Raw genomic sequence first — 24,504 nt, 5'->3', positions numbered from 1 at the left:
TGTTCTACCGCTGCGGCGCCTGTCGCGGCTCGATGCGCACCGCGATCAGCGCGGCGTCATCGCCACTTGGCGTCAGGCGCGCAGCAAACGGCGTATCGGCCCACCATACGCCTTCGCCGGCTTTCAGGGGGCGCGACGCATCGTCGCTCTGGGCCGTCCATTCTCCGGCAACCGCCAGCAGCAGGCCGTGCGGCGCGGGCGCCAAGGCATGCGCCGCACGCAGCACGCGGCATTGCGACGCCAGCCGGTCCGCCCGCACCATGACGTTGAAGTCGGTGGACGTTCCCCCCAGCAGATCGCAGTCGAGCGCCGTGCTGCCATCGAAATCGAACGGCATCAACGGCGTATCGAGCCGATGGTCGATGCCTGCCTGGGCCGACCGCAGCCGCACGCCGCAGCCTTCCAGCAGCATGATGGTGCGGGCGATGCCCGGAAACGCCGAGAACGGACCGGGCCGGTCAATCGTCGCAATACTGATGCGCCAATCGAAAGCATCCATGCCGGCGCCCGGCGGCTGGCACACGATCTCGCGTGTTGCGCCGCCGCCGTTCTTCCACGGCATGGACAGCAGATGCTCGATGGCAAAACGTTGCACCGTCATGACGCGGTCGCACCTGATCACTTGATCATCGGCAGGTTCAGCTTCTGCTTCCTGGCCGTGTCGATGGCTTCCTGGTAGCCCGCATCGGCATGGCGCATGACGCCCGAACCGCTGTCGTTGACGAGCACCCGCGCCAGGCGCTCGGCCGCTTCGTCGGACCCATCGGCCACGATCACCATGCCCGAATGCTGCGAGTAGCCCATGCCCACGCCGCCGCCATGGTGCAGGCTGACCCAGGTCGCGCCGCCTGCGGTGTTCAGCAAGGCGTTGAGCAGCGGCCAGTCCGACACGGCATCGGTGCCGTCCTTCATGGATTCGGTTTCGCGGTTCGGGCTGGCGACCGACCCGGTGTCCAGGTGATCGCGGCCGATCACGATCGGCGCCTTCAGTTCACCGTTCTTGACCATCTCGTTGAAGGCCAGGCCGGCAAGGTGGCGTTCGCCCAGGCCCAGCCAGCAGATGCGCGCGGGCAGGCCCTGGAAGGCAATACGTTCACGTGCCATGTCGAGCCAGCGGTGCGTGTGCGTGTTGTTGGGAAACAGTTCCTTGATCTTGGCATCCGTCTTGTAGATGTCTTCCGGATCCCCCGACAGCGCGACCCAGCGGAACGGGCCCTTGCCTTCGCAGAACATGGGGCGGATATACGCCGGCACAAAGCCCGGAAAGTCGAAGGCATTGGTCACGCCTTCATCGAACGCGACCTGGCGAATATTGTTGCCATAGTCAACGGTCGGCACGCCCAGCGCCTGGAAGTCCAGCATCGCCTGCACGTGCACGGCGCACGATTGGGCGGCGGCCTTGGTCAGGCGCACGTGCTGCGACGGGTCCTGCTGCGCGGCCTTCCATTCGGCCACCGACCAGCCCGCCGGCAGATAGCCGTTGATCAGGTCATGCGCCGATGTCTGGTCCGTCACGATGTCGGGCATGATCTGGCCGGCCTTCGCGCGCTTGACCAGTTCAGGCAGGATCTCGGCGGCGTTGCCCAGCAGCGCGATCGACACGGCTTCTTTTGCCGCCGTGTGCTGCTTGATCAGCGCGATGGCATCGTCGATGTCCTTGGCCTGCTTGTCGACGTAGCGGGTGCGCAAGCGAAAGTCGATGCTGCTCTGCTGGCATTCGATGTTCAACGACACCGCGCCAGCCAATGTCGCGGCCAGCGGCTGCGCGCCGCCCATGCCGCCCAGGCCCGCCGTCAGGATCCAGCGGCCGGCCAGGTCGTTGTTGAAATGCTGGCGGCCCGCTTCCACGAAGGTTTCGAACGTGCCCTGCACGATGCCCTGGCTGCCGATGTAGATCCAGCTGCCGGCCGTCATCTGGCCATACATGAACAGGCCCTTGCGATCCAGTTCGTTGAAGTGTTCCCAGTTCGCCCACTTGGGCACCAGGTTCGAATTGGCGATCAGCACGCGTGGCGCATTGGGGTGCGTCTTGAACACGCCCACCGGCTTGCCCGACTGGATCAGCAGCGACTCGTCATCTTCCAGGTCGCGCAGCGATGCCAGGATCTGGTCGAAGCAGGCCCAGTCACGCGCCGCGCGGCCGATGCCGCCGTACACCACCAGGCTCTGCGGGTTCTCGGCCACTTCGGGGTCGAGGTTGTTCTGGATCATGCGGTAGGCGGCTTCGGTCAGCCAGCTCTTGCACGTCAGTTCGGTGCCGCGGGGCGCGCGGATGACCCGCGTCGGGTCGACACGCGGGTTTTGCAGAACGGAAGTTTCGGTCGAAGTCGTGGAGTTCATGAGGTGCTCCTGGAACGGGTACGAATAAGGAAATGGCCGGGCGCCGTGTCAGTCGGCAACGGTGCCGCCCGGTTCAATGCAAGCCCAGATACGCGGCCGACAGGCTTTCATCCTGCCGGGCATCGGCGGCGCTGCCCTGCCACACGGCGCGGCCGGACTCCAGCACACAGACATCGTCGGCCACCGACAGCACACGTTCGGTGTTCTGCTCCACCAGCAGCACGGTCATGCCGTCGCTGCGCAGGTGTTGCAGGGCGCTGTAGCAAAGGTCGATGACCTTGGGCATCAGTCCCAGCGACAGCTCATCGATCATGATCAGGCGCGGGCGGGCCATGAGCGCACGGCCAATCGCCAGCATCTGCTGCTCGCCGCCCGACAGGTTGCCGGCCAGCGACTTGATGCGTTCACCCAGCCGCGGAAACATGGTCAGCACCCGGTCGCGGTCCTGCGCATAACCCTTGACCGGATGGATCATGCCGCCCACGCGCAGGTTGTCTTCAACCGACAGGTCCTTGAACAGGCGGCGGCCTTCGGGCGAGATGGCGATGCCGCGGCGCACGCGTTCGGTCGCCGGCAGCGCGCTCACGTCTTCGCCATCGAACAGGATACTGCCGCCCTGCTGCGTGACATGGCCGGCAATGCACATCAGGGTCGACGACTTGCCCGCGCCGTTGGGGCCGATCAGCCCGGTAATGGTGCCGGGCTTGAGCGTCAGGGTCAGGTCGTGCAGCGCATGGAAGACGCCATAGCCGCAAGACAGGTTGCGAAGTTCAAGCATTGGTGGCTCCTTGCGCGGTGGCCGTCGTCACGTTGGCAGGGGCAGCCTGACCGCCCTGCTGCTGGTCAGCCAGCGTGTCGCCGCCCAGGTAGGCGGTGCGCACCGCCGCATCGTTCATGACCGTGCGCGGATCGCCTTCGGCAATCCGGCGGCCGTTGTCCAGCACGACCAGGCGTTTGCAGATGCGCATGACCTCGCCCAGGTTGTGTTCGATCAGCACGATGGTGACGCCTTGCGCATTGATGTCGGCAATGGTGTCGGCCAGCGAGTGCGCTTCCTTGGTGTTGAGCCCGGCCAGCGGCTCGTCCAGCAACAGCAGGCGGGGCGACTGCGCCAGGGCCCGCGCCATTTCCAACCGCTTGAGCACGCCCAGCGGCTGGATGGCAGGGCTTTCATCGGCGTGACGCGCAATGCCCACCCGCTCCAGCATCACCATGGCCTGCCCGCGTTCCAGGACGTCCGACCGGTTCAGCAAGGCGCGCAGCGGCGACACCGTCTTGGCTGCGCCCGCGGCCAGCGCCACGTTGTCGATCACGGAAATGTTGCGCAGCGGCTTGACCAGTTGCTGCGACAGGGCCAGGCCCAGGCGCACGCGGCGGTCGATGGACAAGCCCGACAGGCTCGACCCTTCCAGCGACACGTCGCCTTCGGTCGGGCGCACCACGCCGGTGATCGATCGCAGCATGGTGGTCTTGCCCGCACCGTTCGGTCCGATCAGGCCAAGCAGTTCACCAGCATGTACGTCGAACGACACGCTGTCGATGGCGGTCACCCCCCCGAACCGCACGGTTACGTTGGACACGCGCAGCAAGGGTTGGCCAGCGTTCGTATTGATGGCCGCCGCGTTGATGCCCGCCGTGTTCATTGCACTCGCGCTCATGACGGCTCCTTCTTCAGCGCGTTGCGCATTCTGCGGACCAGGGCCGCCATCCCGCCGGGCGAAAACCGCATCATCAGGAACAGCAGGCCGCCATATACCAGCAGCTTGTAGTCGCCAATGAACTGGAACCACTCGGGCAGGATCGACAGCAGCGCCGCGGCCACCGTCACGCCGGCCACCGACCCGATGCCGCCCACCACCACCATCGACAGCACGGTGATCGACTCCACGAACCCGAAACTGTCGGGCCCGATGAAATGCAGATGCTGCGAATACAGTGCACCCGCCATGCCCGCCAGCGCGGTGCCGATCGCAAACGCGGCCAGCTTGTAGCGCGGCACGTCAATGCCCAGCACGCGCATGGTGTCCTCGTCTTCGGCAATGCCGTTGAACACCCGGCCCATCCATGACGCCCGCACATACACGCTCAGCGCCGCCACCGCCACGCACAGGCCCAGCACCAGCAGCATGAAACCGGTGCGCGACAGGCCCGATTCCGGAAAGCCCGACAGGCCCATCTCGCCGCCCAGCCAGCCCTGCTTGCGCACGATGCCCACGAACAGGAATCCGACACCCATGGTCGTGATGGCCAGGAAGTCGGCTCGCACCCGCAGGCTGGCAAAACCGACCACCACGCCGACCACACCCGCCAGCAGCATGGACGCCGGCAGCGTCACCAGGAAGGGCACGCCGGCCTGCGTGAGCAGCACCGACACATACGCGCCCACGCCCAGAAACGCCGCATGGCCCAGGCTGATCTGGCCGCAAAAGCCGGTGATCATGTTCAGGGACAAGGCAAACAACACCGCAATGCCCATGCTCGTCAGGAGCGAAATTTCATATTCCATTTCGGTCTCCTCAACGTTTCGCGAACAGCCCTTGGGGCCGCAGCATCAGGACAAAGATCAGGAAGGCAAAGGCGATCGCATTGCGATCCAGCACGTTGCCCAGATAGATGGTGCCGTAGGCTTCGACCACGCCCAGCACCAGCGCTGCAAGCAGGGTGCCGCGCACGGAACCGAGTCCGCCGAGCACGATGATGGCCAGCGCCTTGTACGACGGCACGCTGCCCATGGTCGGCTCGACCAGGTTGTTCAGCAGCGCCACCCACACCCCGGCAAAGCCGGCCAGCGCCGATCCCACAAAGAAGTTCAGGTCACGCACCGTTTTCAGGCGGATGCCAAACGACTCCGCCATCTTGGGATCCGACACGGTGGCCTGGCAGGCCACGCCGATCCGCGTGCGCATCTGCAGCCAGCCCAGCAGGCCGATGATCAGTGCCGCGCTCACCATCACGGCAAGCTCGGCTTCCTTGAATTGCAGGCCGCCCGGCAGGACCACCTGGCCCTGCAGGAACGGCGTGACGAACGACATGCCCGACGCACCGAAAATCAGACGGAAGGTCTCTTCCGCCGCCACGAACAGGCCGATCGACGCGATCAACGCGACAAAGGGCGGCTGCGACAGCAGCGGCTGATAGGCCAGCCGGAACATGGCGACCCCGGCCACGCCACTGGCCAGCATGGCCGCGGCAAAGCCCAGCAGCGGCATGCCCGTGGCGTTGCAGACCAGCACGCCCACGTACGCGCCCAGGGTAAAGAGCGCGGCGTGCGCGACGTGCAGGATGCGCAGCAGGCCGTAGACCAGGGTCAGCCCCAGGGCGACCAGGGCATAGATGCTGCCCTGCACGAGGCCCTGGGCGGCGAGTTCCAACAGGAGCATGAAGAGTCCGTCCGTGGATGAAAAAAATGCAGGGGGCATCGAGGCGGGCGCGGCGGCCACCCTTGATGACCCCCAGCCGGGTCAGTCTTAGTTGCCGGCCTTGGTCGGCGGCGCGAGCAGGACCGGATCCGAAATCACCGAGTGGCGATGGAAGGCCTTGTCCTTCACGATCTGGACCTGGATATCCTTCTTCACTTCATGCAGGTCGTTGAACGACAGCTGGCCGATCGGCGTGTCGTACTTGCCCGCGGCGATCGCATCGCGCAGGGCGTCGCCGCCCTTGCCACCCGTCCTGGTCAGGCCGTCGACCACCACCTGCACGGCGGTGTAGGACGACGCGGCCACCATGTCGGCGCCAAAGTTGGCCGACTTGCGAAATTCGGTCAGGAAAGCCTTGGTGGCCGGCGCGGTCGAATCGCGGTCCAGCGACGTGGTGATCAGCGTGCCTTCGGCAGCCGGCCCGGCGATTTCCATGAACTTTTCAGAGTCATAGCCTTCCTGGCCGATGACCGGGGCGGTAATGCCGGCGGCGCGGATCTGGCTGACCAGCGGGCCGGCCGTAAAGAAGTAGCCCGACGCGTAGATCACGTCAGGGTTGTCGCTCTTGAGCTTGCTGACCAGGGCGCCGAACTGGCGGTCCTGCATGCCGTAGTCGTATTCGGCCACGATCTTGAAATCGAACTTGGGGGCGGCTTCCTTGAAGCCGGCGGCCAGGGCCTGACCGAAGTCGTTGTTGATGCTGACCAGCGCAACGCGCTTCTTGCCCAGTTCGCTGACCAGCTTGGCGCCGGCACGGCCTTGCACTTCACCCATGGCCGACACGCGGAACATGTAGTCACCCGCGCGGGTGATGTCCGGGTGGATGGCGTACGCCACCACGTAAGGCACCTTGCCACGCTGGAAGATCGATGCCGCCGCGCGGGTCGATCCCGAATACGAACCGGACACGGCGGCCACCACCTTGTCGCGCTCGACCAGCTTGGTCGCGGCCGGCACGGCGTCCTTGGCGGCGCCCTGGTCGTCGTACACCACCAGTTCCAGCTTCTCGCCATTCACGCCGCCCTTGGCGTTGGCCTGGGCGATCGCCAGCTTGGCGCCTTCCAGGGCCGACTTGCCGTCCGCCGCGGCAAAGCCGGTCAGCGGGACGTTGAAGCCGATCTTGATATCGGCATGGGCGGGCAGCGCGGCGCCGGCAGCCATTGCTGCCAACACCAGGGCCAGCGAGGTGTGCTTGAAGTGGGACATGGACGATCTCCTGCGGGTGGGGTGACCGTGGCTGACTCGGCAGCGCACGCTGAACATGACTATGCCTGTATATACAAGTCAGCTCAACCCATAATCGGCGGGGTTTTCCATTAGACGGGTCAGTCTGTGAAAACTCGCTCGCCGACGCAAAATCGGTATCTTGGCTAGACAGGCATAGTCGAGTATTCTCAAAAGCATGAACTATGCCCGTCCCACCGCCGCCTACGCGCACGTCAAGCATTTCCTCAAGACCGGTCTGGCAGAAGGCCGCTGGGCGCCTGGCACCCTGATGCCGTCCGAAGCCGAGCTGGTCGAGCAGTTCAGCGTCAGCCGCATGACCGTCAGCCGCGCCGTGCGCGAGCTGCAGGCCGAAGGTCTGGTCGAGCGGGTGCAGGGTGTGGGCACCTTTGCCGCGCAGCCTTATCGGGCGTCATCCACCCTGACCATTCGCGACCTGCACACCGAGATCAGCGAGCGGGGCCACCGGCATCGGGCCGACGTGCACCTGGTGCAGGCAGAACAGGTGACGTCGGGCGGACTGGCGCAGCGCCTGGGTTTGCCGGTGGGCAGCGATGTCTTCCACACGCTGATCGTGCATTACGAAGACGACGTGGCGCTGCTATGCGAAGACCGTTATGTGAACCCGTCGCGGGCGCCGGATTACCTTGCCGTGGACTTCACCAAAACGACGCCGACCAACTATCTGCTGGCCGTGGCGCCGTTGTGGGAAGCGCAATATTCGATCGAGGCAGGCACCCCGACGGTGCAGGAAGCCCAACTGTTGGGCATCGAAGCGGCGGACCCCTGCCTCATTATCGTGCGCCGGACCGAGAGCCAGGGCACCCCGATCACGGTCGCCCGCCTGGTCCACCCCGGGTCGCGGTACACGATCGAAGGGTCGTTCAAGCCCTGAGCGGGAGGGGAGTTGGCGCCTGGGCGCCGGCGTCTGGTGGCTGGGCGGGTAGCGGCCGGATTTCGCCGGATAACGACCGCCACCCGCCACGACCAGGCTGCAGAGCCGCGGGCTTTCAATCGTCCGCTGTTGGTGTCGCCGGCTCGATCAGCCGTCGTAGGACGAAGTCGGGGGCAATGGCGTGGGTTCCAGCACGCCTTCTTCGGTCTCGAGCACGAAGGTAAAGACCTTGCCGTTTTCGCGCGCAAATTCGACCGTGTCTTCACAAACCTGGATGATGCCGCCCACGTGCGGCACCAGCCCCGGATCGTTTTCGTGCAGGTGCCGCAGCGCGAGCACCATGCCGCGCTTCTGATCGAGCAGCGTATCGGTCAGACAGTCATACAGCGCATCCAGATTGCCGCCGAAGTGCTCGGGAAAATCCACCGCATTGGCGATCGCGCGCAATACCGCCGACTTGGTCCGGGCGCGGGTGCAGTCAATGTCGAACAGAGCGAGCTTCAGGTCATGCGCTGCCCGTTGAAGCGTCACCGGTTCCAGCGCCGTGCGATACAGCGTGCCGCCATCTTTCAGCAGGGCATGCAAGGGCGTCGCGGTGTCGGACATGATCACTCCTGAATACGTTGAAACGATGAATAGTGATCGGACGTATACCAGTATTCGCCGCTGGTTGCGGGATTGCCCCCGGCGCCACGTCCCGCCACGATGCGCCGCGCGCCGCGATTGCGGGCGCCCGGCGTCGGCACCGTGTACTCGGTATAGTATCCGCGCGCTTGTGACGGCAAGAGGCGTTCGCGGTTAAAAAACGTCACGCCATCTTTCGTGTGCGGAAAAGGCCCGCCCTGCTGGATCAGGACCAGCACGCGCTGCGCTTCGGGCGGCAAGGCGCGGACCGACATGACGTTTTGCGTGTTCCGCGCAACGGCCGGCGTGGAGAGCGTCACACCCAGGACCAGGCCCAGGCCCAACGACGCGGCCAGTGTGGCGGCAAGTGCAGCACGCATCGACACGCCAGGCTTCAGGCGACCAAGCAGACTCGCCATCACGCCAACGATCGTGCCAGCGATCACGCTACCAATCATGTTGGCCTCCCAGCGTTGCCAACGTGGACGGCGCTGTGTCGTCCCCCCTGTGTTACGCATGTGCATCCCCGCAATACCCAGCCGTGTCCGCCGCGCGCACCCGTCTGCGCAGGCCGTCGCTAACCGCGGACTACTCGAAAAAGTCGATCACCTCGGACCGACGACCGAGCGTATCGCCAAACCCCAGCGCGATCAACTCACGCGTGTAGCCCGGTTCGAACAGCAGGTAGGAGGCCAGCGCCGCGCCGCGCGGATCGCCGGACCGCGACGACACGCCGATGCCGCCCAGCAGACCGCGAATGGACGCCGGCAGGCTGGCCGTATGCCGCGACGCGATGTCGTCCAGCCGCTGGCTGGGCGCAATGACCAACACCTTGACCGGCCGCAGGCCCGACTCGTTGCGGCGGTCGGCCGGCAGCCGCGCCAGGGTCTGGTTGATCCGTTCCAGCCGTTCCACGTCCACCGCCAGGCTGTCCAGAAAGATGTTGGACAGCGCATGGCCTGCGATCTGCGCGACCGAGGGATAGGCGTCCGGCACTGGCGCCGAGCGTGCGGGCTCGTGCATGCGCCCTGCCCCGATCACCAGCACCTTGTTTGCGCCCAGGTGGATGGCGGGACTGATCGGCGCCAGCTGTCGCATTGATCCGTCGCCGCACCATTCGGCGTGGCCGGACACCGGAACGCGATGCGCCGGGAAAACGAAGGGGATGGCGCTGGATGCCAGCAGATGATCGACGGTGAGCCGGGTGCGGTACGCCAGCCGCTGCGTGCGCCGCCACGGTTCGATCTCGTAGGCGGATTGATAGAACGTGATGTGCTGGCCGGTCGTATAGCTGGACGCCGAGATGGCCAGCGCTTGCAACGCCCCCTGGCGCAGGTTGTCGGCCAGGGCCGGAAAGTCGAGCATGCGGGTCAGCAGGTCGCCCAGCGGCCGGTTGTCGAGCAGCGACCGCGGCTTGAGCCTGCCCAGCCGCGCCAGCATCCAGCCGAACGACAGCATGGACATCCACCGCGCACCCGTGCGCATCACGCCCAGCGCATCGGCGCGGTACACCTGTTCGGCGCGGAAGTGTTCCCACACTTCCAGCATGCGGTTCACCGTGCCGGCAATGTCGTCGGCGCCGCAGGCCAGCGCACTGGCATTGATGGCGCCGGCTGACGTGCCGCAGATCACGGGAAAGGGATTGCGCACCAGCCCGCCGGGCCGTTCCTGCAGGATCTGCACGACGGCCTTGAGCACGCCGACCTGGTACGCCGCGCGCGCGCCCCCGCCCGTCAGGATCAGGCCGACAATGTCGGGATCCTGCGGTGGCGGTGCGACCGAGCTGGGATAGTCGCCAGCGGCAGGCGCATGTGGCGCGGCGCCAGGCGTGACAAAGGGCGATGCCGCCCCGTGGCTTGCGCTGGCCGCGGCGGGCGCGGTCGGCGAAGACAGGGAAAGCATCGCCCCTTGGGGCAATGCACCCGGGGCCTGGAAATCAGCCCTGGCGTGCGGCGTTGGCATCCATGACCGTCAGCGCAGTCATGTTGATGATGCGGCGAACCGTGGCGCTGGCCGTCAGGATGCTGACCGGCGCCTTGCAACCCAGCAGGATCGGACCGATGGCCACGTTGTTGCCGGCGGTCGTCTTGAGCAGGTTGTACGAGATGTTGGCCGACTCGATCGTCGGGCACACCAGCAGGTTCGCTTCACCCTTGAGCGTCGTGTTCGGCAGCAGGCGGTTGCGCAGCGTTTCCGACAGTGCGCAGTCGCCATGCATTTCGCCGTCGATCTCGAGCCAGGGCGCCATCTCGCGCACCAGTTCCAGCGTGCGGCGCATCTTGACCGCCGACGGCGAGTTGTTCGACCCGAAGTTCGAATGCGACAGCAGCGCAGCCTTGGGCTCGACACCCAGGCGCTGCATTTCTTCGGCGGCCTGGATGGTGATCTCGGCCAGCTGCTCGGCAGTCGGGTTCTCGTTCACGTGCGTGTCGACCAGCACCAGGGTGCGGTTGGGCAGCACCAGGAAGTTCATGGCGGCGTAGACCTTGGCGTCGGGGCGACGACCAATGACTTCGTCGACGAACTGCAGGTGGTTCGAGTACGGGCCCACCGTGCCGCAGATCATGCCGTCGGCGTCGCCGGTGTGCACCATCATGGCGCCGATCAGCGTCAGGCGGCGGCGCATTTCGATCTTGGCGTATTCCTTGGTGACGCCCTTGCGGCTCGTCATTTCAAAGTACAGCTGCGAATACTCGCGATGGCGTTCGTCAAATTCGGTGTTGGTGACTTCGACGTCGACGCCCAGGCGCATGCGCAGGCCAAGCTTTTCAATGCGCTTGGCCAGCACGGCCGGACGGCCCACCAGGATGGGCTTGGCCAGACCGTCGTCGATCACGGCCTGCACCGCGCGCAGCACGCGTTCGTCTTCACCTTCGGTGTACACGATGCGCGCCTTGCCGCCGCTGGCGACCGTACGGCGCGCGGCGCCGTACAGCGGACGCATGAACGCGCCCGAGTGGTAGACGAATTGCTGCAGTTGCTCGACATAGGCTTCCATGTCGGTGATCGGCCGCGTGGCCACGCCCGAAGCCATGGCCGCGCGGGCCACGGCCGGCGCAATGCGCACGATCAGACGGGGATCGAACGGCTTGGGAATCAGATATTCCGGACCAAAGGCCTGATCGGCCGTGTCGTAGGCCGCGGTCACGATTTCGCTCTGCTCTTCGCGAGCCAGTCCGGCGATCGCGTGCACACATGCGATTTCCATTTCGCGCGTGATCGTCGTGGCGCCCACGTCGAGCGCGCCGCGGAAGATGTAGGGGAAGCACAGGACGTTGTTGACCTGGTTCGGATAGTCCGACCGGCCGGTCGCCATCACGGCGTCATCGCGCACGCTCTTGACCAGTTCCGGCAGGATTTCCGGGGTCGGGTTGGCCAGCGCCATGATGATCGGCCGCGGTGACATTGTCGCCACCATCTCAGGCTTGAGCACGCCACCAGCGGACAGGCCCAGGAACACGTCGGCGTCCTTGATGACATCCGCCAGCTTGCGGTGTTCGGTGGGCTGCGCAAAACGTGCCTTGTCCGGATCCATCAGCGCCGTACGGCCTTCGTACACGACGCCTTCGATGTCCGTCACCCAGATGTTGCTGATCTTGACGCCCATGTCGACCAGCAGGTCGATACACGCCAGCGCGGCCGCGCCAGCGCCCGACGTCACGAGCTTGATCTCGTCGATCTTCTTGCCGACGACTTCCAGGCCGTTGATGATCGCCGCCGCCACCGTGATCGCGGTGCCGTGCTGGTCATCGTGGAACACCGGGATGCCCATGCGTTCGCGCGCCTTGCGCTCGACCACGAAGCACTCGGGTGCCTTGATGTCTTCCAGGTTGATGCCGCCGAAGGTCGGTTCCAGCGCGACGATGATCTCGACCAGCTTGTCGGGATCCGTCTCGTTCAGTTCGATGTCGAACACGTCGATGCCCGCAAACTTCTTGAACAGGACGGCCTTGCCTTCCATGACCGGCTTGGATGCCAGCGGGCCGATGGCGCCCAGGCCCAGCACGGCCGTGCCGTTGGTAATGACCGCGACCAGGTTGCCCCGCGCGGTATAGCGGAAGGCGTTGGCAGGGTCGTCGACAATGGCCTCACACGCGGCCGCGACGCCGGGCGAATAGGCGAGCGCGAGGTCTCTCTGGTTGGAGAGTTGCTTGGTCGGTGCAATGGAGATTTTGCCCGGACGACCTTGCTCGTGGTATTCGAGGGCGGCCTTGCGCAGATTGGGATCGAGGGGTTGAGCCATTGTCGTTGTTGTGCCCTGGGGGGTAGACAGTTTGCGAGCCACGGATTATCCGCTCCAAACCGGGATCAGACAACCTGACTCGGGAATAGCCCCGACGGATCGAAACATCCTTTGACCATATCGTCCATGTCATCGAGCACATGACGGCGCACGGGCGGAACCGCCGCGGGCGCTGGCACGGGCGTTGGCAACGCGGCCGGCTGCGTCGACAAGGACGGCATTGCATCGATTGCTGCTGGCGCGTCTCGCAGCAACTGCAGTTGGACGCGGCCGGTCCACGCCAGCGTTCCGCGGCTGCCGAGCAGCAGATGCGCGGGATTGGGCGCAAGGGCGTCGCCTGCGTGCGCGGTATCCCCCCGCCCATCATCACCCTGCCCTCCCTCACCCGGCCCGCGTTCACCCTGCGGCGTCAGCGCATCAAGCCGATATCTGGCCAGCCACGTCGGCTGCGCCAGCAGCGTCTGCATGGACGCTGCGCCGCTCAGTTCGAACAGCGACGAAATCAGCCGGCTGCTGGCGGCAGACCGCAGCGGCCGCGTCGCGTCCGCGCCAAACGGCCCCAGGCGTTCGAACTCCCCGCCGGCCAGCATGACGTCGGCCCACCGCAGGCCGGAATCGCGGCAGTGCCCCGGCCGCCAGGGGCCAGGCGCGGCGATCCACGAAGCCACCGTAGCAGCATCGTCCCCGTGTGGCCAGGTCCAGCCGGTACCCGCCAGCGCCTGCCGCAGCGCCCCGAACGTACATCCGACATCGACGTCGATACGGCCCTGCGCCACGTCCGGCGGACCGATCCCGTCCAAGCCATCGATGTCCAGCAGGAGCCAATGCCGGTCCGGCGGCAGCAGGGCCGGTTCGGCCCCAGGCAGCACCAGCATGACGCCAAGTTCGACGCACAGCGCACGTGCATGGAAGACGTCTTCGTCGCGCGCCACCCGCAGCCGCGCCCGCCCCGGGGCGCCTGGCGCCGGGGTTTCGTCGTCGACCCGCCCCTGGGCTGCCCGCGCCAGGCGCTGGCAGAAGTTCGCCCACGGCGTGGCCGCGGCGAACCGGGGAAGGAAGAAGGCGCGTCGACCGGGTTTCATGGGTGCGTGCGGTGACCTCAGAAAGGCATGAAGGAAGATGCGCCATTGTAGGTCCGGTAAACTTCGCTGATGCCCCGTCTCGCCTCCCGTATCGCCCGCATTTCCCCGTTCTACGCCATGGAAGTCGTCAAGCAGGCCGCGCAGCTGCAGGCGGCCGGGCGCGACATCATCCACATGAGCATTGGCGAGCCCGACTTCACTGCCATTCCCGCCGTGGTCGAGGCCCTGGACGCCGCCGCCCGCAGCGGGCGCAGCCAGTACACCGAAGCGCTGGGCATCCCGGCGCTGCGGGAAGCGATTGCTGGCTTCTACGCCACGCGTTTCGGCGCGCAGGTCGACCCGGCGCGTGTCATCGTGACGGCAGGCGCATCCGGCGCGTTGATGCTGGCCTGCGCCGCCCTGATCGAACCTGGGCAGGACGTCCTGATGCCCGATCCGACCTACCCGGCCAACCGGCACATCGTGACGGCGGCGGGCGGCACGCCGCGACTCATTCCTTCGGGTCCGGCGGACCGCTTCCAGCTGTCGGCAGACCACGTACGGCAGCATTGGACGCCCTCGACCGCCGGGGTGATCGTTGCGTCACCCAGCAACCCGACCGGCACGTCGGTCGCGCCCGACGTGCTGGCCGAGATCGCCGCCGAAGTGCGCGCGCGTGACGGCTTTACCCTGGTCGACGAAATCTACCTGGGCCTGAGCTACGACGGCGACCGTCGATCGGCAGCCGTGCTGGGCGACGACGTGATCCTGGTCAACAGCTTTTCCAAATACTTCCACATGACGGGCTGGCGGCTGGGCTGGCTGGTGGTGCCGCCCGACCTGGTGCCCGCGTTCGAAAAGCTGGCCCAGAACGTCGTGATCTGCCCGTCCGCCCTGTCGCAGCACGCGGCGCTGGCCTGCTTCACGCCGGAATCGCTCGATATCTTCGAAACGCGGCGCGGCGCTTTCCAGCAGCGGCGCGACTTTTTGCTGCCCGCGTTCGAGCGGTTGGGGCTGTCCGTACCGGTGCGTCCGGACGGCGCCTTCTATATATATAGTGATGTGAGCGCCCACGCATCCGACAGCTTTGATTTTGCGACGCGTTTGCTCAATGAAGCAGGCGTCTGCGCCGTACCCGGCCTGGACTTTGGCGATGCCGACGCGCATCGCTACCTGCGCTTTTCGTACGCCACCGAGCTGAGCCGCCTGGAAGAGGCCATGGCGCGTATCGGCGACTTCCTCGGAAAGGTCTGAGGGGCGCCACGCCGCGCCTGCATGAAAGCGCCGGCCACCACCCGGCAGCATCCATGAAAAAAGCCCCGAGGGTAACCCTCGGGGCTTTTTCGTACTACCTGGATGACGCGAATCCGGCAGGCTTCACACCGTGCCGTGCCCGCTCATGCACAAATTACATCATGGCCGACGAGGCAACCACTTGCTGACCGGCGGCGGGGCGCTGCGGCTCGTTCGACGCCGACTGCGCCGGCTTGGCCAGCGGGGCGATCTGCTGCATGCCTGCGGCCGACGCCAGGCGGCGGCGCTCGGCCAGGACCTTCTCGCCGTAGGGGCTCACGCCATCGGCCGTGACACCCACATACATGCGCAGACCGGTCACCAGCGAACCGCCGCGGGCAATACAGTCACGCAGGATCATGGCGCCGACGCGGATGTTGGCCACCGGGTTGAACGCGGCCTGCTCGCCACCAAAGTGCTGGAATTTGTCCTGGTGCACCCGGGTCAGCACCTGCATCAGGCCCTGGGCGCCCACATGGCTTTCGGCGAACGGATTGAAGCTCGATTCAATGGCGATGATCGCCAGCAGCAAGAGCGGATCCAGACCCATTTCCTGACCCACGCCATAGGCGGTGGAAATCAGCATGCGGGTCGCTTCGTTCGACACGCGGTACTTGCCGGTGATATAGCGGCGCAGCGATTCGACCTGAGCCGGAGACATCTTGACGGCCGGCAGCTTGTGCACGGATTGACCGTCGCCCATGGATTCCAGGAACGCGACGGTGCGGCTGTGCGGCACATCCAGTGGAACGATCACGTCGTCCACAGGGGCGGCGGGCACGCTAGCTGCTACAGCATCGGTGTGCCACTGAAAAACGTTGTCCCGCAGATCCGGAACGGACCAGACGGCACCCATGACGACCAGTAAGGCAAGGCCGAGAAAACCAGTGAACGAGCGTGACAGGTCGGCAACGCTTTTGTGGGCGTTGGTTGCCATCAGCTTGAGCGACGTGCGCGGTTGCGCGTCGGGCATGCTTATTACCTCCTTGCTGAGGCCGGCAGGCCATGCGCGTCCCTGGAAGGTGAGCTTCCAGCCATGACATCACATACCTGACAGCCCGCTTGGCTGTACATCGCACCGCTATCAGAACGATATCGCGGTACACCTGCACGGCGCGGGGTCGCAGAGACTCCCTGATGGCCGTGCCTGTTTCGGGCTAGGACGCGTTTGCGCCGCTAGGAACTCCAGTAGGATGGGCACCCGATGACCCGTTTGACCAGCCTGATCGCTCTGTCGGAACCCGCGCTTGCGGGACGTGTAGGAAGGACAGAAATCGTGATCAGGCGTACGCTGAAAGTGGCCCGATTTTAGGAACCGATCTTTGACCGGTCAACCAACCCCCGGACAAAAGCGCCCCGATTCAGCCGTTTTAGCGGCCCTGCGGAGATGTAAGCGAATTTGAATCCGCCATATATGGAAATATCGGGAAAAGTGAGCGGTCACTCTCAAGATTTATGGCGTAGATTTTGAACACACTTAGAAAAACCCCGTAAATTATGGTCGTTTCGGATGGGGGTTTGCCCTTGATCCGGACCTTTTTCGACGCGGTTCTGGACAGCGTTTCGGCTCCCCTTTGCAGCCCCTTCCGCCTCGTGCTGAAGCGGCCGAACGCCTCTGGTACCCTGGCAGCACCGCCCTCTTTTCCAAGGCTTTGCACGAGTGAAATACCGCGATCTCAGAGACTTCATCCGCCAGCTCGAATCCATGGGCGAACTCAAGCGGATCACCACCCCGGTGTCCACTCACCTTGAAATCACCGAAATTGCCGACCGCGTGCTGCGTGCCGGCGGTCCGGCGCTGCTGTTCGAACACGTGACGCAGCCGGGACGGGGCCGCGCGAGCATGCCGGTGTTGGCCAACCTGTTCGGCACGCCCAAGCGGGTGGCGCTGGGCATGGGCGCCGACGACGTCAGCGCATTGAAGGACGTGGGCGAGTTGCTGGCTTCATTGCGCGAGCCGGAGCCGCCGCGCGGCTTCAAGGACGCGCTGGCCAAGGTGTCCATGCTCAAGTCGGCCCTGTGGGACATGGCGCCGCGCACCGTGCGCAGCGCGCCGTGCCAGGAAGTGGTCATAGAAGGCGCCGACGTGGACCTGGGCGCCCTGCCCATCCAGCATTGCTGGCCCGGCGACGTGGCGCCCTTGCTGGCCTGGGGCCTGGTGGTGACCAAGGGACCGCAGCGCAAGCGCCAGAACCTGGGCATCTACCGGCAGCAGCCCATTGCGCGCAACAAGCTGATCATGCGCTGGCTGTCGCATCGCGGCGGTGCGCTGGACTTTCGCGACCACATGCTGGCCCATCCGGGCGAGCCCTTCCCGGTATCGGTGGCGCTGGGGGCCGACCCGGCCACGATCCTGGGCGCGGTCACGCCGGTGCCCGACGCTTTGTCGGAATACCAGTTTGCCGGCCTGCTGCGCGGCGGACGCACCGAAACGGTCAAGTGCATCGGCAATGACCTGACCGTGCCGGCGTCGGCCGAGATCGTGCTGGAAGGCTACCTGCTGCCATCGACCGATCCGCGCGCCGTGGCGCCGGTGGTGCCCGATGGCGTGACGCCGCCGCCTGCCACCGGCTTTGAAATGGCGCTGGAAGGCCCCTATGGCGATCACACCGGCTACTACAACGAACAGGACTGGTTCCCGGTGTTTACCGTGGAGCGCATTACCATGCGCCGCGACCCGATCTACCATTCCACCTACACCGGCAAGCCACCCGACGAGCCCGCCGTGCTGGGCGTGGCGCTGAACGAGGTCTTCACGCCGCTGCTGCGCCGCCAGCTGCCCGAAATCGTGGATTTCTACCTGCCGCCTGAAGGCTGCAGCTACCGGATGGCCGTGGTGTCGATCCGCAAGCAGTATGCGGGTCACGCCAAGCGCGTCATGTTCGGCATCTGGAGCATTCTGCGGCAGTTCATGTACACCAAGTTCATCGTGGTGGTTGATGAGGACATCGACGTGCGCGACTGGGCGGAGGTGATCTGGGCGATCACAACCCGAATGGACCCGGTGCGCGACACGCTGCTGGTCGAAAACACCCCGATCGATTACCTGGACTTTGCATCCCCGGTATCAGGCCTGGGCGGCAAGATGGGGCTGGACGCCACCAACAAGTGGCCCGGCGAGACGACCCGTGAATGGGGCACCCCGATCGTGATGAACGACGAGATCAAGTCGCGCGTCGATGCCATGTGGGACGACCTGGGCCTGGGCCCGGCGGCGAAATCCTGACACATCCCCCAACGGCACGGCTTTGCGGAAAACAGTAAGCTTGCGGGGCGAACCTCGCGTTTCCCAATCAATAAGGAGTCCCTCATGGCCCAAGCCACCGCCCGTCACATCCTGGTTTCGACTGAAGCCAAGGCCGCAGAACTGAAAAGCGCCATTGAAGGCGGCGCCGACTTTGCGCAAATCGCAAAAGAGAACTCGAGCTGCCCATCGGGCCGCAACGGTGGCGAACTCGGCTCGTTTGGCCCAGGCCAGATGGTCAAGGAATTCGACACCGTCGTGTTCAGCGCCCCGATCAATGTCGTTCAAGGTCCGGTCAAGACCCAGTTCGGCTATCACCTGCTGGAAGTCACCAGCCGCAGCTAAGCCACGCGCCTGTGAATGAAAAAGGCCCGATCTTGATCGGGCCTTTTTTTCTTGCATCGTACGTTCAGTAGTACCGCCCGCCGCCCGGTCCGTTGACCGCGCGCCAGATCTTGTACGCCTGCATCGCAACCGCTGCGACGCCGCCCAGTTTTGCCAGCTTGAAGACACCGCCCGACGCAACGCGCGCCAGCAGCATCGACACGGCCGACGACACGATAGGGTATCGCCGCAGGTTCTGGAACAGGCTCAGCGCGATCGCAGGACCCTGCTGGCTGAGCATGCGCGCCGGCAATGCCAGGCGGATCAGGGACGACGGGGTTGCCGCCGACTTGACCCGGCCGACATGCGCCGCAAACTCCATCCGTTCGATGGAGGCCCGCGCCAGCAACAGTTCCTTGCGGGTCGTCAGCCGCGAGCGCGGGTCGCTCATGGCCGACTCCGATACGCGCCGTCGGGTTCGTCACCCGCGAGCAGCTCACGGTCACGTTCCAGTTCTGCCAGCGTTTCCTCGAAGGCGATCGGTGCTTCGATCGCTTTCTTGCGGACCGCGAGCAGCATGCCTATCCCCAGCAGCAGGTAGACCAGGCCTACCAGCACGATGGACAACAGGCGGTGATCGGTGTCCCAGAAGGCCACGACGATCAGGAACGAGAACATCAGCAGGCCGATCGCCAGACACAGCAAACCGGCCAGCGCCAGGATCAGCAGGCCCATCAGGCGCGTCTTTTCCTCGGCGAGTTCTATCGCAACGAGTTCAAGGCGCGTCTTGAGGATGCCCACCGACGTAGCGGCGAGCGACCTGAGTGATCCGACCAATGGGAGAGGTCCGGGCACCTTGCGCGGAACGCTTAACGACGACCGCTGTTGACGACCAGGCCAGCCAGGAAGCCGACCGCGGCGGCGATGCCGATGGCACGCCAGGGGCTTTCATGCACGAAGTCATCGGTGACGCGGGCAGCCTGCTTGCTGCGCTCCATGACGGAGTCCTGCACGTCGACCAGTTTTTCCTTGGCGCGCTTGAGCGATGCGAGCGCGCTTTCACGCAGTTCGATGGCACGGTCACCCGTGCTGGCTGCGGCCTGCTTCAGCAGATCCTCAGCGTCAGTCAGCACCACTTTCACATCGGTGATGAGCTTTTCTTTTCCGGCTGTAGACATAGGTTATTGCTCCTGTGCGGTGTGGTTGACGATTGATCATAGCAGCGTCGTTCAGCAACCGGAACTCATACCTGCACGGCGCATCATCGGGTAACACCTGCAACCTAAGCTTGCAGCTTGGCCCGTCAGCGCGCCGCGATCCAGGCAATCAGCTGGTCGTTGAAGGCGTTGACCTGCTGCGCCTTCTCGTCATTGACGACGCTGACCACCAGATAGCGCTTGCCGCTGTTGGCAAGCACGTAGCCGGCCATCGCCCGCACATCGCGCAGCGATCCGGTCTTCAGATGGGCCATGCCTTGGGCCGACGGGTCGCGCAGCCGGCGGCGCACGGTGCCATCGGTGCCCGAGATGGCGAGCGACGACACGAACTCGGGCATGACGGCTGACTTCCAGGCCGACCCGAGCAGGCGACTCAGGCTGTCTGCCGAAATGCGGCCGTCCCGGGACAGGCCCGATCCGTTATCGAGCACCAGTTCCGGAAAGTTCAGGCCCCGCGCGGCCAGGATGGCATTGACCGCCTGGCCGCCGCTGGCGACCGTGGCCGGTCCGCGTTCATGATTGGCGCCCAACGTCAGCAGCAGCGATCGCGCCATGACGTTGTTGCTCAGTTTGTTGATGCGCCGCACGACATCGCCCAGGGGCGGCGAGTCATGCGAGGCGAACAGCACCGCGTCGGGCGGCACCTGGCCCTGGCGGATGCGGCCGGTCAGCGAGCCGCCCTGTTCCTGCCACAGCAGCTTGAAGGTGGCCTCGGCATGGGCGGGCTGGGTCAAGGCCAGGCGATAGACCGTGAACTCGCCGCAGGAGCCGGCCGCCGTGCCCGTCACGCGCATGGATATGCCGCCGCTTGGCGTAATGAAGGGTTCGGTCTGCACCACGGGGGATCCGGGGCACACCGCGTCCGACCACTTGGGAACGCCGTCGACCCGCACGCCGGGCAAAGGCGGATCCATGACCACCCGCCACTGGCGCGCATCCCGGTCGGGGGTGAACAGCAGGCGCACCGCGCCCAGCCCGACCATCCAGGCATCGGGGCTGGCGTTGTAGGGGCGCGAGGGATCGTTGTCGAAGGCGCCCGGGTCGATTGCGACCGGACCGAAGATGGTGCGATCGACGATGAGTTCGGGAATGCGGCGGATGCCCCGCACGCGCAGTTCGCGCAGCAGGCTCCACAGGTCTTCAAGATGGAATTCCGGGTCGCCGCTGGCGCGCAGATAGAGCGGACCGGACAGGCTGCCATCCGGCAGACGCGTCGTGCCGGGTTGAACCAGCAGCTGGGTGCGCCACACATAGGCGGGGCCCAGGCTGTCGAGGGCGCTGAAGGTGGTGACCAGCTTCATGACCGACGCGGGGTTGCGCGGCTGCTGCGGATTGACGCCGATCAGGCGCGGGCCATCGACCTCTTCGACCACGACCGACAGCGCCGATTCGGGCAGGCCGGTGGCGGCCCAGGCGCCGGTCAATTCCGGGGGAAGCGACTGCGCGAAGACCGTGGCGGAGAGGGCAAAAGCCGTTGCCGCGGCGGCTGCGGCAAGAAGGCGGGTGATGACTTCCTGGACCGGCCGACGGGTGTTCACGGCATCGACGCCGGCATGGCGCTGCGGTCTGGCGCGTCCACCGATCCGTTCAACGGCGTGTTCACTGACCCCTTCACTGGCCCCTTCCTGCCGCGTCCGGACGCAGCCGTCCCCCGTTCCGATACCCATGATCCCCCAACCGCCCTTCTCCACAAACCTCTCCCGCTATCGCATCGCTATGCCAACCCAGAGCATACCGGGAGCGGCTGACAACCCGCTGGTGCTCAGGCTGTCAGCGATTCTTCATAGCGCACCAGCAACTGCCGCATGTCCTGTACCGATCCGCGCAGGGTATCGGTGGCCGTCGACAAGGACGACACGGACGCGGCGGTGCGTTCAACTTCGCCCGAAATGCCTTCCATGCTGGTCGCGACTTCCTGCGACGCGGCCGATTGCTGCTGCAGCATGTCGGAAATGTCGCGCGACCGTTCGACCACCAGCGACGACGACTGACGCACGCGCTCGAAAAAGCCCGCGCTTTCGCGGATCTGTTCGCCGCTGTTCTTGACCGAGGCCACGGCCTCTTCCATGGATCGCGACGTGTCCGTCGCAAAGCGCGTGATGGCTTCCAGCGCATGGCCGATGTCGTCGGTGCTGCCCGCCGTGCGGTCCGACAAGGTTCGCACTTCTTCGGCCACCACCCCGAAACCGCGGCCGTTTTCGCCGGCGCGCGCGGCTTCGATCGCGGCATTCAAGGACAACAGGCGCGTCTGGCTGGCGATCTCGCTGATGGCCTGGGTGACGCCGGAGATCGTCGAGACCAGGGCGTGCAAGGACCCGATTTGCTGATTGGTGCGGCCCACCGCATCGGCCACCGAATGCGTGCCGCGCACGGAATCGCCGATCTTGCCTTCGGCGGTGTCGACTTCGCCCAGCGCCGATTCCGACAAGGACAGGGCCGTGGCCGTGTGCTGCGACGCTTCGGCAATGGCCACGCTCATTTGTTCGACGGCGGCGGCGATGCGCGTGATGCGATCGCGCTGTTCATCGACCACGCTGCTGATGGCCGCGATCTCGCGGCTGACGCGATCCGCGCCGCCTTCCACCGCGCCCGCCACCTGCAGCACGTCGCACAGCGTCGATCGCAAGTGGATGCGGGTGGACTCGATCCGCATGGGCAGGCCCAGCAGGTCGAACTGATGTTTGCCCTGGATGCCGACCGACAGCACGCCCTGGCCGATCGCATCCAGTGCCTGGTCGGCACGGCGGATCGGGCCGCTGACCCGGCGGCGCCACAGCATGACGCCTGCCGCCAGCAACGCGGCCTCGGCCGCCAGCCACCCCCAATGCGGCGCCTGGTGCATGCCAACGAACAGGCCGAGGGTGGCCGCGGCCACCGCAGCGCCCCAGGGCGTCGGGTCATGCCACCAGCGGCGGCGCGGCGTGACGGGAAAGCGGGCCGCGCCACGCTTGATCGCGGCGTACAACTGCGCCGCGCGCGTCACTTCGGACCGTTCCGCGGCATTGCGGACCGACATGTAGCCGACCAGCTTGCCGTTGTCATGCAGGGGCGTCGCGTAGGCCTCTACCCAATAGAAGCCGCCGTCCTTGCTGCGGTTCTTGACCATGCCGCGCCACGGTTGCCCGCGCTTCAGGGTGGTCCACATGTCGGCGAAGGCTTCGGACGGCATGTCGGGATGGCGAACGATGTTGTGATGCTCCCCCAGCAGCTCTTCGCGCGTGAATCCGCTCACTTCAAGGAAAGCCGGGTTGGCATAGGTGATACGCCCGGTCAGGTCGGTGGTCGTCACGACGGGACGATGGGTATCGACAAAGTGCTCGACCTCGGTAACCGGCTGATTGTTGCGCATGATGGAAAAAGGTCTACTGGAAGGCGATCCTCACGTTGACGGCAGGATTCTCACGAAGTTGAGCCTTATTTGTTGACATGCCGTTGTGGGCATCGGTGGCCGGGGTGGCATGCTCTAAACTTGCGGATTGACCTTGCGCACCCCCCACGACCAGGAGCCTCAGCATGAAGACCAAAGCCGCCATCGCATGGAAAGCCGGATCCCCTCTGACCATCGAAGAAGTCGACCTTGAAGGGCCCCGTGCGGGCGAGGTACTGGTCGAAATCAAGGCCACCGGCATCTGCCACACCGACTACTACACGCTGTCGGGCGCGGATCCGGAAGGCATCTTTCCGTCGATTCTTGGCCATGAAGGCGCCGGCATCGTGCTCGAAACCGGCCCGGGCGTCACGTCCGTCAAAAAAGACGATCACGTCATTCCGCTCTACACACCCGAATGCCGTCAGTGCAAGTTTTGCCTTTCGCGCAAAACCAACCTGTGCCAGGCCATTCGCAGCACGCAGGGCCGCGGCCTGATGCCCGACGCCACGTCGCGCTTTTCGCTCGATGGCAAGCCGATCTTCCATTACATGGGCACCTCGACCTTCTCGAACTACATCGTGGTCCCCGAGATCGCGCTGGCCAAGATCCGTGAAGACGCCCCGTTCGACAAGGCCTGCTACATCGGCTGCGGCGTGACCACCGGCGTGGGCGCCGTGGTGTTCAGCGCCAAGGTCGAGGCCGGCGCCAACGTGGTCGTGTTCGGCCTGGGCGGCATCGGCCTGAACGTGATCCAGGGCGCCAAGATGGTGGGCGCCAACAAGATCATCGGCATCGACCTGAATCCTGAACGCGAAGCCATGGCCCGCAAGTTCGGCATGACCGACTTCATCAACCCGTCCAAGGTCGAGAATGTGGTCGACGCGATCGTGCAACTGACCGACGGCGGCGCCGACTACAGCTTCGAATGCATCGGCAACGTCAAGACGATGCGCCAGGCGCTGGAATGCTGCCACAAGGGCTGGGGTCAGTCCTTCATCATTGGCGTGGCCGCGGCCGGCGAAGAAATCGCCACGCGTCCGTTCCAGCTGGTGACCGGCCGCGAATGGAAAGGCTCGGCCTTCGGCGGCGCGCGCGGCCGCACCGACGTGCCGACCATCGTCGACTGGTACATGGACGGCAAGCTGAACATCGATGACCTGATCACCCACACCCTGCCGCTCGAGCGCATCAACGAAGGGTTCGACCTGATGAAAAGCGGCGAGTCCATCCGGTCCGTGGTGCTGTATTGA

Annotated in this window: 23 protein-coding genes; 5 read left to right on the top strand and 18 right to left on the bottom strand. The window is 65.4% G+C overall.

Translation table 11 applies throughout. From position 1 onward, the window contains the following. Positions 1 to 4: 4 nt before the first annotated feature. From IE116_RS19650 to IE116_RS19620, 7 genes are all read right to left on the bottom strand, one after another. A complete protein-coding gene (locus IE116_RS19650) occupies positions 5 to 601 on the bottom strand; it encodes a HutD/Ves family protein (RefSeq protein WP_189614957.1) in 597 nt (198 codons plus the stop codon). A 17-nt stretch (positions 602 to 618) separates the two neighbouring features. Beyond that, complete coding sequence (gene hutU / locus IE116_RS19645; RefSeq protein WP_189614956.1) at positions 619 to 2,340, bottom strand: urocanate hydratase; 1,722 nt, start codon at positions 2,338 to 2,340, stop codon at positions 619 to 621. A gap of 73 nt (positions 2,341 to 2,413) precedes the next feature. Further along, positions 2,414 to 3,118, bottom strand: coding sequence for an ABC transporter ATP-binding protein (locus IE116_RS19640; RefSeq protein ID WP_189614955.1), 705 nt, complete (start codon positions 3,116 to 3,118; stop codon positions 2,414 to 2,416). Further along, positions 3,111 to 3,998, bottom strand: coding sequence for an ABC transporter ATP-binding protein (locus IE116_RS19635; protein ID WP_229828558.1), 888 nt, complete (start codon positions 3,996 to 3,998; stop codon positions 3,111 to 3,113). Before IE116_RS19635 ends, IE116_RS19640 begins: the two co-directional genes overlap by 8 nt. Continuing rightward, positions 3,995 to 4,846, bottom strand: coding sequence for a branched-chain amino acid ABC transporter permease (locus tag IE116_RS19630; protein ID WP_229828556.1), 852 nt, complete (start codon positions 4,844 to 4,846; stop codon positions 3,995 to 3,997). Before IE116_RS19630 ends, IE116_RS19635 begins: the two co-directional genes overlap by 4 nt. Positions 4,847 to 4,856: 10 nt before the next feature. Next, positions 4,857 to 5,720, bottom strand: coding sequence for a branched-chain amino acid ABC transporter permease (locus IE116_RS19625; RefSeq protein ID WP_179589030.1), 864 nt, complete (start codon positions 5,718 to 5,720; stop codon positions 4,857 to 4,859). Positions 5,721 to 5,807: 87 nt separating this feature from the next. Then, entirely contained in the window at positions 5,808 to 6,965 is a 1,158-nt protein-coding gene (locus IE116_RS19620; RefSeq protein WP_189614954.1) for an ABC transporter substrate-binding protein, read from the bottom strand. Positions 6,966 to 7,161: 196 nt separating this feature from the next. Here IE116_RS19620 and hutC point away from each other — a divergent pair, with 196 nt between their 5' ends. Continuing rightward, positions 7,162 to 7,878 (top strand): histidine utilization transcriptional repressor HutC, encoded by a 717-nt coding sequence (gene hutC / locus IE116_RS19615; RefSeq protein WP_189614953.1) that lies wholly within the window; start codon positions 7,162 to 7,164, stop codon positions 7,876 to 7,878. 147 nt (positions 7,879 to 8,025) lie between these two features. Here the strand turns inward: hutC and IE116_RS19610 are convergent, their stop codons facing one another. The 5 genes from IE116_RS19610 to IE116_RS19590 all read right to left on the bottom strand — a co-directional run bounded on the left by IE116_RS19610 (position 8,026) and on the right by IE116_RS19590 (position 13,827). After that, entirely contained in the window at positions 8,026 to 8,484 is a 459-nt protein-coding gene (locus IE116_RS19610; protein ID WP_189614952.1) for a barstar family protein, read from the bottom strand. A gap of 2 nt (positions 8,485 to 8,486) precedes the next feature. After that, positions 8,487 to 8,960: a guanyl-specific ribonuclease gene (locus IE116_RS19605; protein ID WP_308428262.1), complete on the bottom strand. Its 474-nt coding sequence runs from the start codon at positions 8,958 to 8,960 to the stop codon at positions 8,487 to 8,489. A gap of 130 nt (positions 8,961 to 9,090) precedes the next feature. After that, positions 9,091 to 10,404, bottom strand: coding sequence for a patatin-like phospholipase family protein (locus IE116_RS19600; protein ID WP_189614951.1), 1,314 nt, complete (start codon positions 10,402 to 10,404; stop codon positions 9,091 to 9,093). Positions 10,405 to 10,438: 34 nt separating this feature from the next. Continuing rightward, entirely contained in the window at positions 10,439 to 12,745 is a 2,307-nt protein-coding gene (locus IE116_RS19595; RefSeq protein ID WP_189614950.1) for an NADP-dependent malic enzyme, read from the bottom strand. Positions 12,746 to 12,810: 65 nt separating this feature from the next. Beyond that, entirely contained in the window at positions 12,811 to 13,827 is a 1,017-nt protein-coding gene (locus tag IE116_RS19590) for an FAD-binding oxidoreductase (protein WP_189614949.1), read from the bottom strand. Between the two features lie 69 nt (positions 13,828 to 13,896). On the opposite strand from IE116_RS19590, the gene IE116_RS19585 reads away from it, so the two are divergent. Continuing rightward, positions 13,897 to 15,060, top strand: a complete 1,164-nt coding sequence (locus IE116_RS19585) for a pyridoxal phosphate-dependent aminotransferase (protein ID WP_189614948.1) — start codon at positions 13,897 to 13,899, stop codon at positions 15,058 to 15,060. A 154-nt stretch (positions 15,061 to 15,214) separates the two neighbouring features. Here IE116_RS19585 and IE116_RS19580 read toward each other — a convergent pair whose 3' ends face one another. Further along, positions 15,215 to 16,072: a transglycosylase SLT domain-containing protein gene (locus IE116_RS19580; RefSeq protein ID WP_189614947.1), complete on the bottom strand. Its 858-nt coding sequence runs from the start codon at positions 16,070 to 16,072 to the stop codon at positions 15,215 to 15,217. 687 nt (positions 16,073 to 16,759) lie between these two features. On the opposite strand from IE116_RS19580, the gene IE116_RS19575 reads away from it, so the two are divergent. Together IE116_RS19575 and IE116_RS19570 are read left to right on the top strand one after the other, a co-directional pair. Continuing rightward, positions 16,760 to 18,325, top strand: coding sequence for a UbiD family decarboxylase (locus IE116_RS19575; RefSeq protein WP_189614946.1), 1,566 nt, complete (start codon positions 16,760 to 16,762; stop codon positions 18,323 to 18,325). Between the two features lie 66 nt (positions 18,326 to 18,391). Further along, the gene (locus tag IE116_RS19570) at positions 18,392 to 18,688 is read left to right on the top strand and encodes a peptidylprolyl isomerase (protein WP_268249249.1); all 297 of its coding nucleotides are present in this window, start codon (positions 18,392 to 18,394) and stop codon (positions 18,686 to 18,688) included. A 64-nt stretch (positions 18,689 to 18,752) separates the two neighbouring features. On the opposite strand, the gene IE116_RS19565 is transcribed toward IE116_RS19570, so the two are convergent. The 5 genes from IE116_RS19565 to IE116_RS19545 form a co-directional block, all read right to left on the bottom strand. Continuing rightward, on the bottom strand, positions 18,753 to 19,118 hold the full coding sequence (locus IE116_RS19565) for a hypothetical protein (protein WP_189614945.1): 366 nt from the start codon (positions 19,116 to 19,118) through the stop codon (positions 18,753 to 18,755). Next, on the bottom strand, positions 19,115 to 19,504 hold the full coding sequence (locus IE116_RS19560; RefSeq protein WP_189614944.1) for a phage holin family protein: 390 nt from the start codon (positions 19,502 to 19,504) through the stop codon (positions 19,115 to 19,117). Before IE116_RS19560 ends, IE116_RS19565 begins: the two co-directional genes overlap by 4 nt. Positions 19,505 to 19,536: 32 nt before the next feature. Beyond that, positions 19,537 to 19,845 carry an ElaB/YgaM/YqjD family protein gene (locus IE116_RS19555; protein ID WP_179589017.1) on the bottom strand — a complete coding sequence of 103 codons (309 nt, stop codon included), beginning with the start codon at positions 19,843 to 19,845 and terminating at the stop codon, positions 19,537 to 19,539. A 125-nt stretch (positions 19,846 to 19,970) separates the two neighbouring features. Beyond that, entirely contained in the window at positions 19,971 to 21,422 is a 1,452-nt protein-coding gene (dacB, locus tag IE116_RS19550) for a D-alanyl-D-alanine carboxypeptidase/D-alanyl-D-alanine endopeptidase (protein ID WP_373303064.1), read from the bottom strand. Positions 21,423 to 21,646: 224 nt separating this feature from the next. Then, positions 21,647 to 23,233, bottom strand: a complete 1,587-nt coding sequence (locus tag IE116_RS19545) for a methyl-accepting chemotaxis protein (protein ID WP_189614942.1) — start codon at positions 23,231 to 23,233, stop codon at positions 21,647 to 21,649. Between the two features lie 164 nt (positions 23,234 to 23,397). Here IE116_RS19545 and IE116_RS19540 point away from each other — a divergent pair, with 164 nt between their 5' ends. Beyond that, the gene (locus tag IE116_RS19540) at positions 23,398 to 24,504 is read left to right on the top strand and encodes an S-(hydroxymethyl)glutathione dehydrogenase/class III alcohol dehydrogenase (protein WP_179589014.1); all 1,107 of its coding nucleotides are present in this window, start codon (positions 23,398 to 23,400) and stop codon (positions 24,502 to 24,504) included.

Origin of the sequence: Pigmentiphaga litoralis (genome assembly GCF_014651835.1) — a bacterium.
Taxonomy (GTDB): Bacteria; Pseudomonadota; Gammaproteobacteria; order Burkholderiales; family Burkholderiaceae_B; genus Pigmentiphaga; species Pigmentiphaga litoralis.
The sequence above is the reverse complement of the archived record's forward strand: the minus strand, read 5'-3'. Positions and strand labels throughout refer to the sequence as shown.

What these genes read in the sequence shown, in the direction of transcription:
- IE116_RS19650 (WP_189614957.1), bottom strand. Translation starts at nt 601, where the DNA reads ATGACGGTGCAACGTTTTGCCATCGAGCATCTGCTGTCCATGCCGTGG.
- hutU (WP_189614956.1), bottom strand. Translation starts at nt 2,340, where the DNA reads ATGAACTCCACGACTTCGACCGAAACTTCCGTTCTGCAAAACCCGCGT.
- IE116_RS19640 (WP_189614955.1), bottom strand. Translation starts at nt 3,118, where the DNA reads ATGCTTGAACTTCGCAACCTGTCTTGCGGCTATGGCGTCTTCCATGCG.
- IE116_RS19635 (WP_229828558.1), bottom strand. Translation starts at nt 3,998, where the DNA reads ATGAGCGCGAGTGCAATGAACACGGCGGGCATCAACGCGGCGGCCATC.
- IE116_RS19630 (WP_229828556.1), bottom strand. Translation starts at nt 4,846, where the DNA reads ATGGAATATGAAATTTCGCTCCTGACGAGCATGGGCATTGCGGTGTTG.
- IE116_RS19625 (WP_179589030.1), bottom strand. Translation starts at nt 5,720, where the DNA reads ATGCTCCTGTTGGAACTCGCCGCCCAGGGCCTCGTGCAGGGCAGCATC.
- IE116_RS19620 (WP_189614954.1), bottom strand. Translation starts at nt 6,965, where the DNA reads ATGTCCCACTTCAAGCACACCTCGCTGGCCCTGGTGTTGGCAGCAATG.
- hutC (WP_189614953.1), top strand. Translation starts at nt 7,162, where the DNA reads ATGAACTATGCCCGTCCCACCGCCGCCTACGCGCACGTCAAGCATTTC.
- IE116_RS19610 (WP_189614952.1), bottom strand. Translation starts at nt 8,484, where the DNA reads ATGTCCGACACCGCGACGCCCTTGCATGCCCTGCTGAAAGATGGCGGC.
- IE116_RS19605 (WP_308428262.1), bottom strand. Translation starts at nt 8,960, where the DNA reads ATGATTGGTAGCGTGATCGCTGGCACGATCGTTGGCGTGATGGCGAGT.
- IE116_RS19600 (WP_189614951.1), bottom strand. Translation starts at nt 10,404, where the DNA reads ATGCTTTCCCTGTCTTCGCCGACCGCGCCCGCCGCGGCCAGCGCAAGC.
- IE116_RS19595 (WP_189614950.1), bottom strand. Translation starts at nt 12,745, where the DNA reads ATGGCTCAACCCCTCGATCCCAATCTGCGCAAGGCCGCCCTCGAATAC.
- IE116_RS19590 (WP_189614949.1), bottom strand. Translation starts at nt 13,827, where the DNA reads ATGAAACCCGGTCGACGCGCCTTCTTCCTTCCCCGGTTCGCCGCGGCC.
- IE116_RS19585 (WP_189614948.1), top strand. Translation starts at nt 13,897, where the DNA reads ATGCCCCGTCTCGCCTCCCGTATCGCCCGCATTTCCCCGTTCTACGCC.
- IE116_RS19580 (WP_189614947.1), bottom strand. Translation starts at nt 16,072, where the DNA reads ATGCCCGACGCGCAACCGCGCACGTCGCTCAAGCTGATGGCAACCAAC.
- IE116_RS19565 (WP_189614945.1), bottom strand. Translation starts at nt 19,118, where the DNA reads ATGAGCGACCCGCGCTCGCGGCTGACGACCCGCAAGGAACTGTTGCTG.
- IE116_RS19555 (WP_179589017.1), bottom strand. Translation starts at nt 19,845, where the DNA reads ATGTCTACAGCCGGAAAAGAAAAGCTCATCACCGATGTGAAAGTGGTG.
- IE116_RS19545 (WP_189614942.1), bottom strand. Translation starts at nt 23,233, where the DNA reads ATGCGCAACAATCAGCCGGTTACCGAGGTCGAGCACTTTGTCGATACC.
- IE116_RS19540 (WP_179589014.1), top strand. Translation starts at nt 23,398, where the DNA reads ATGAAGACCAAAGCCGCCATCGCATGGAAAGCCGGATCCCCTCTGACC.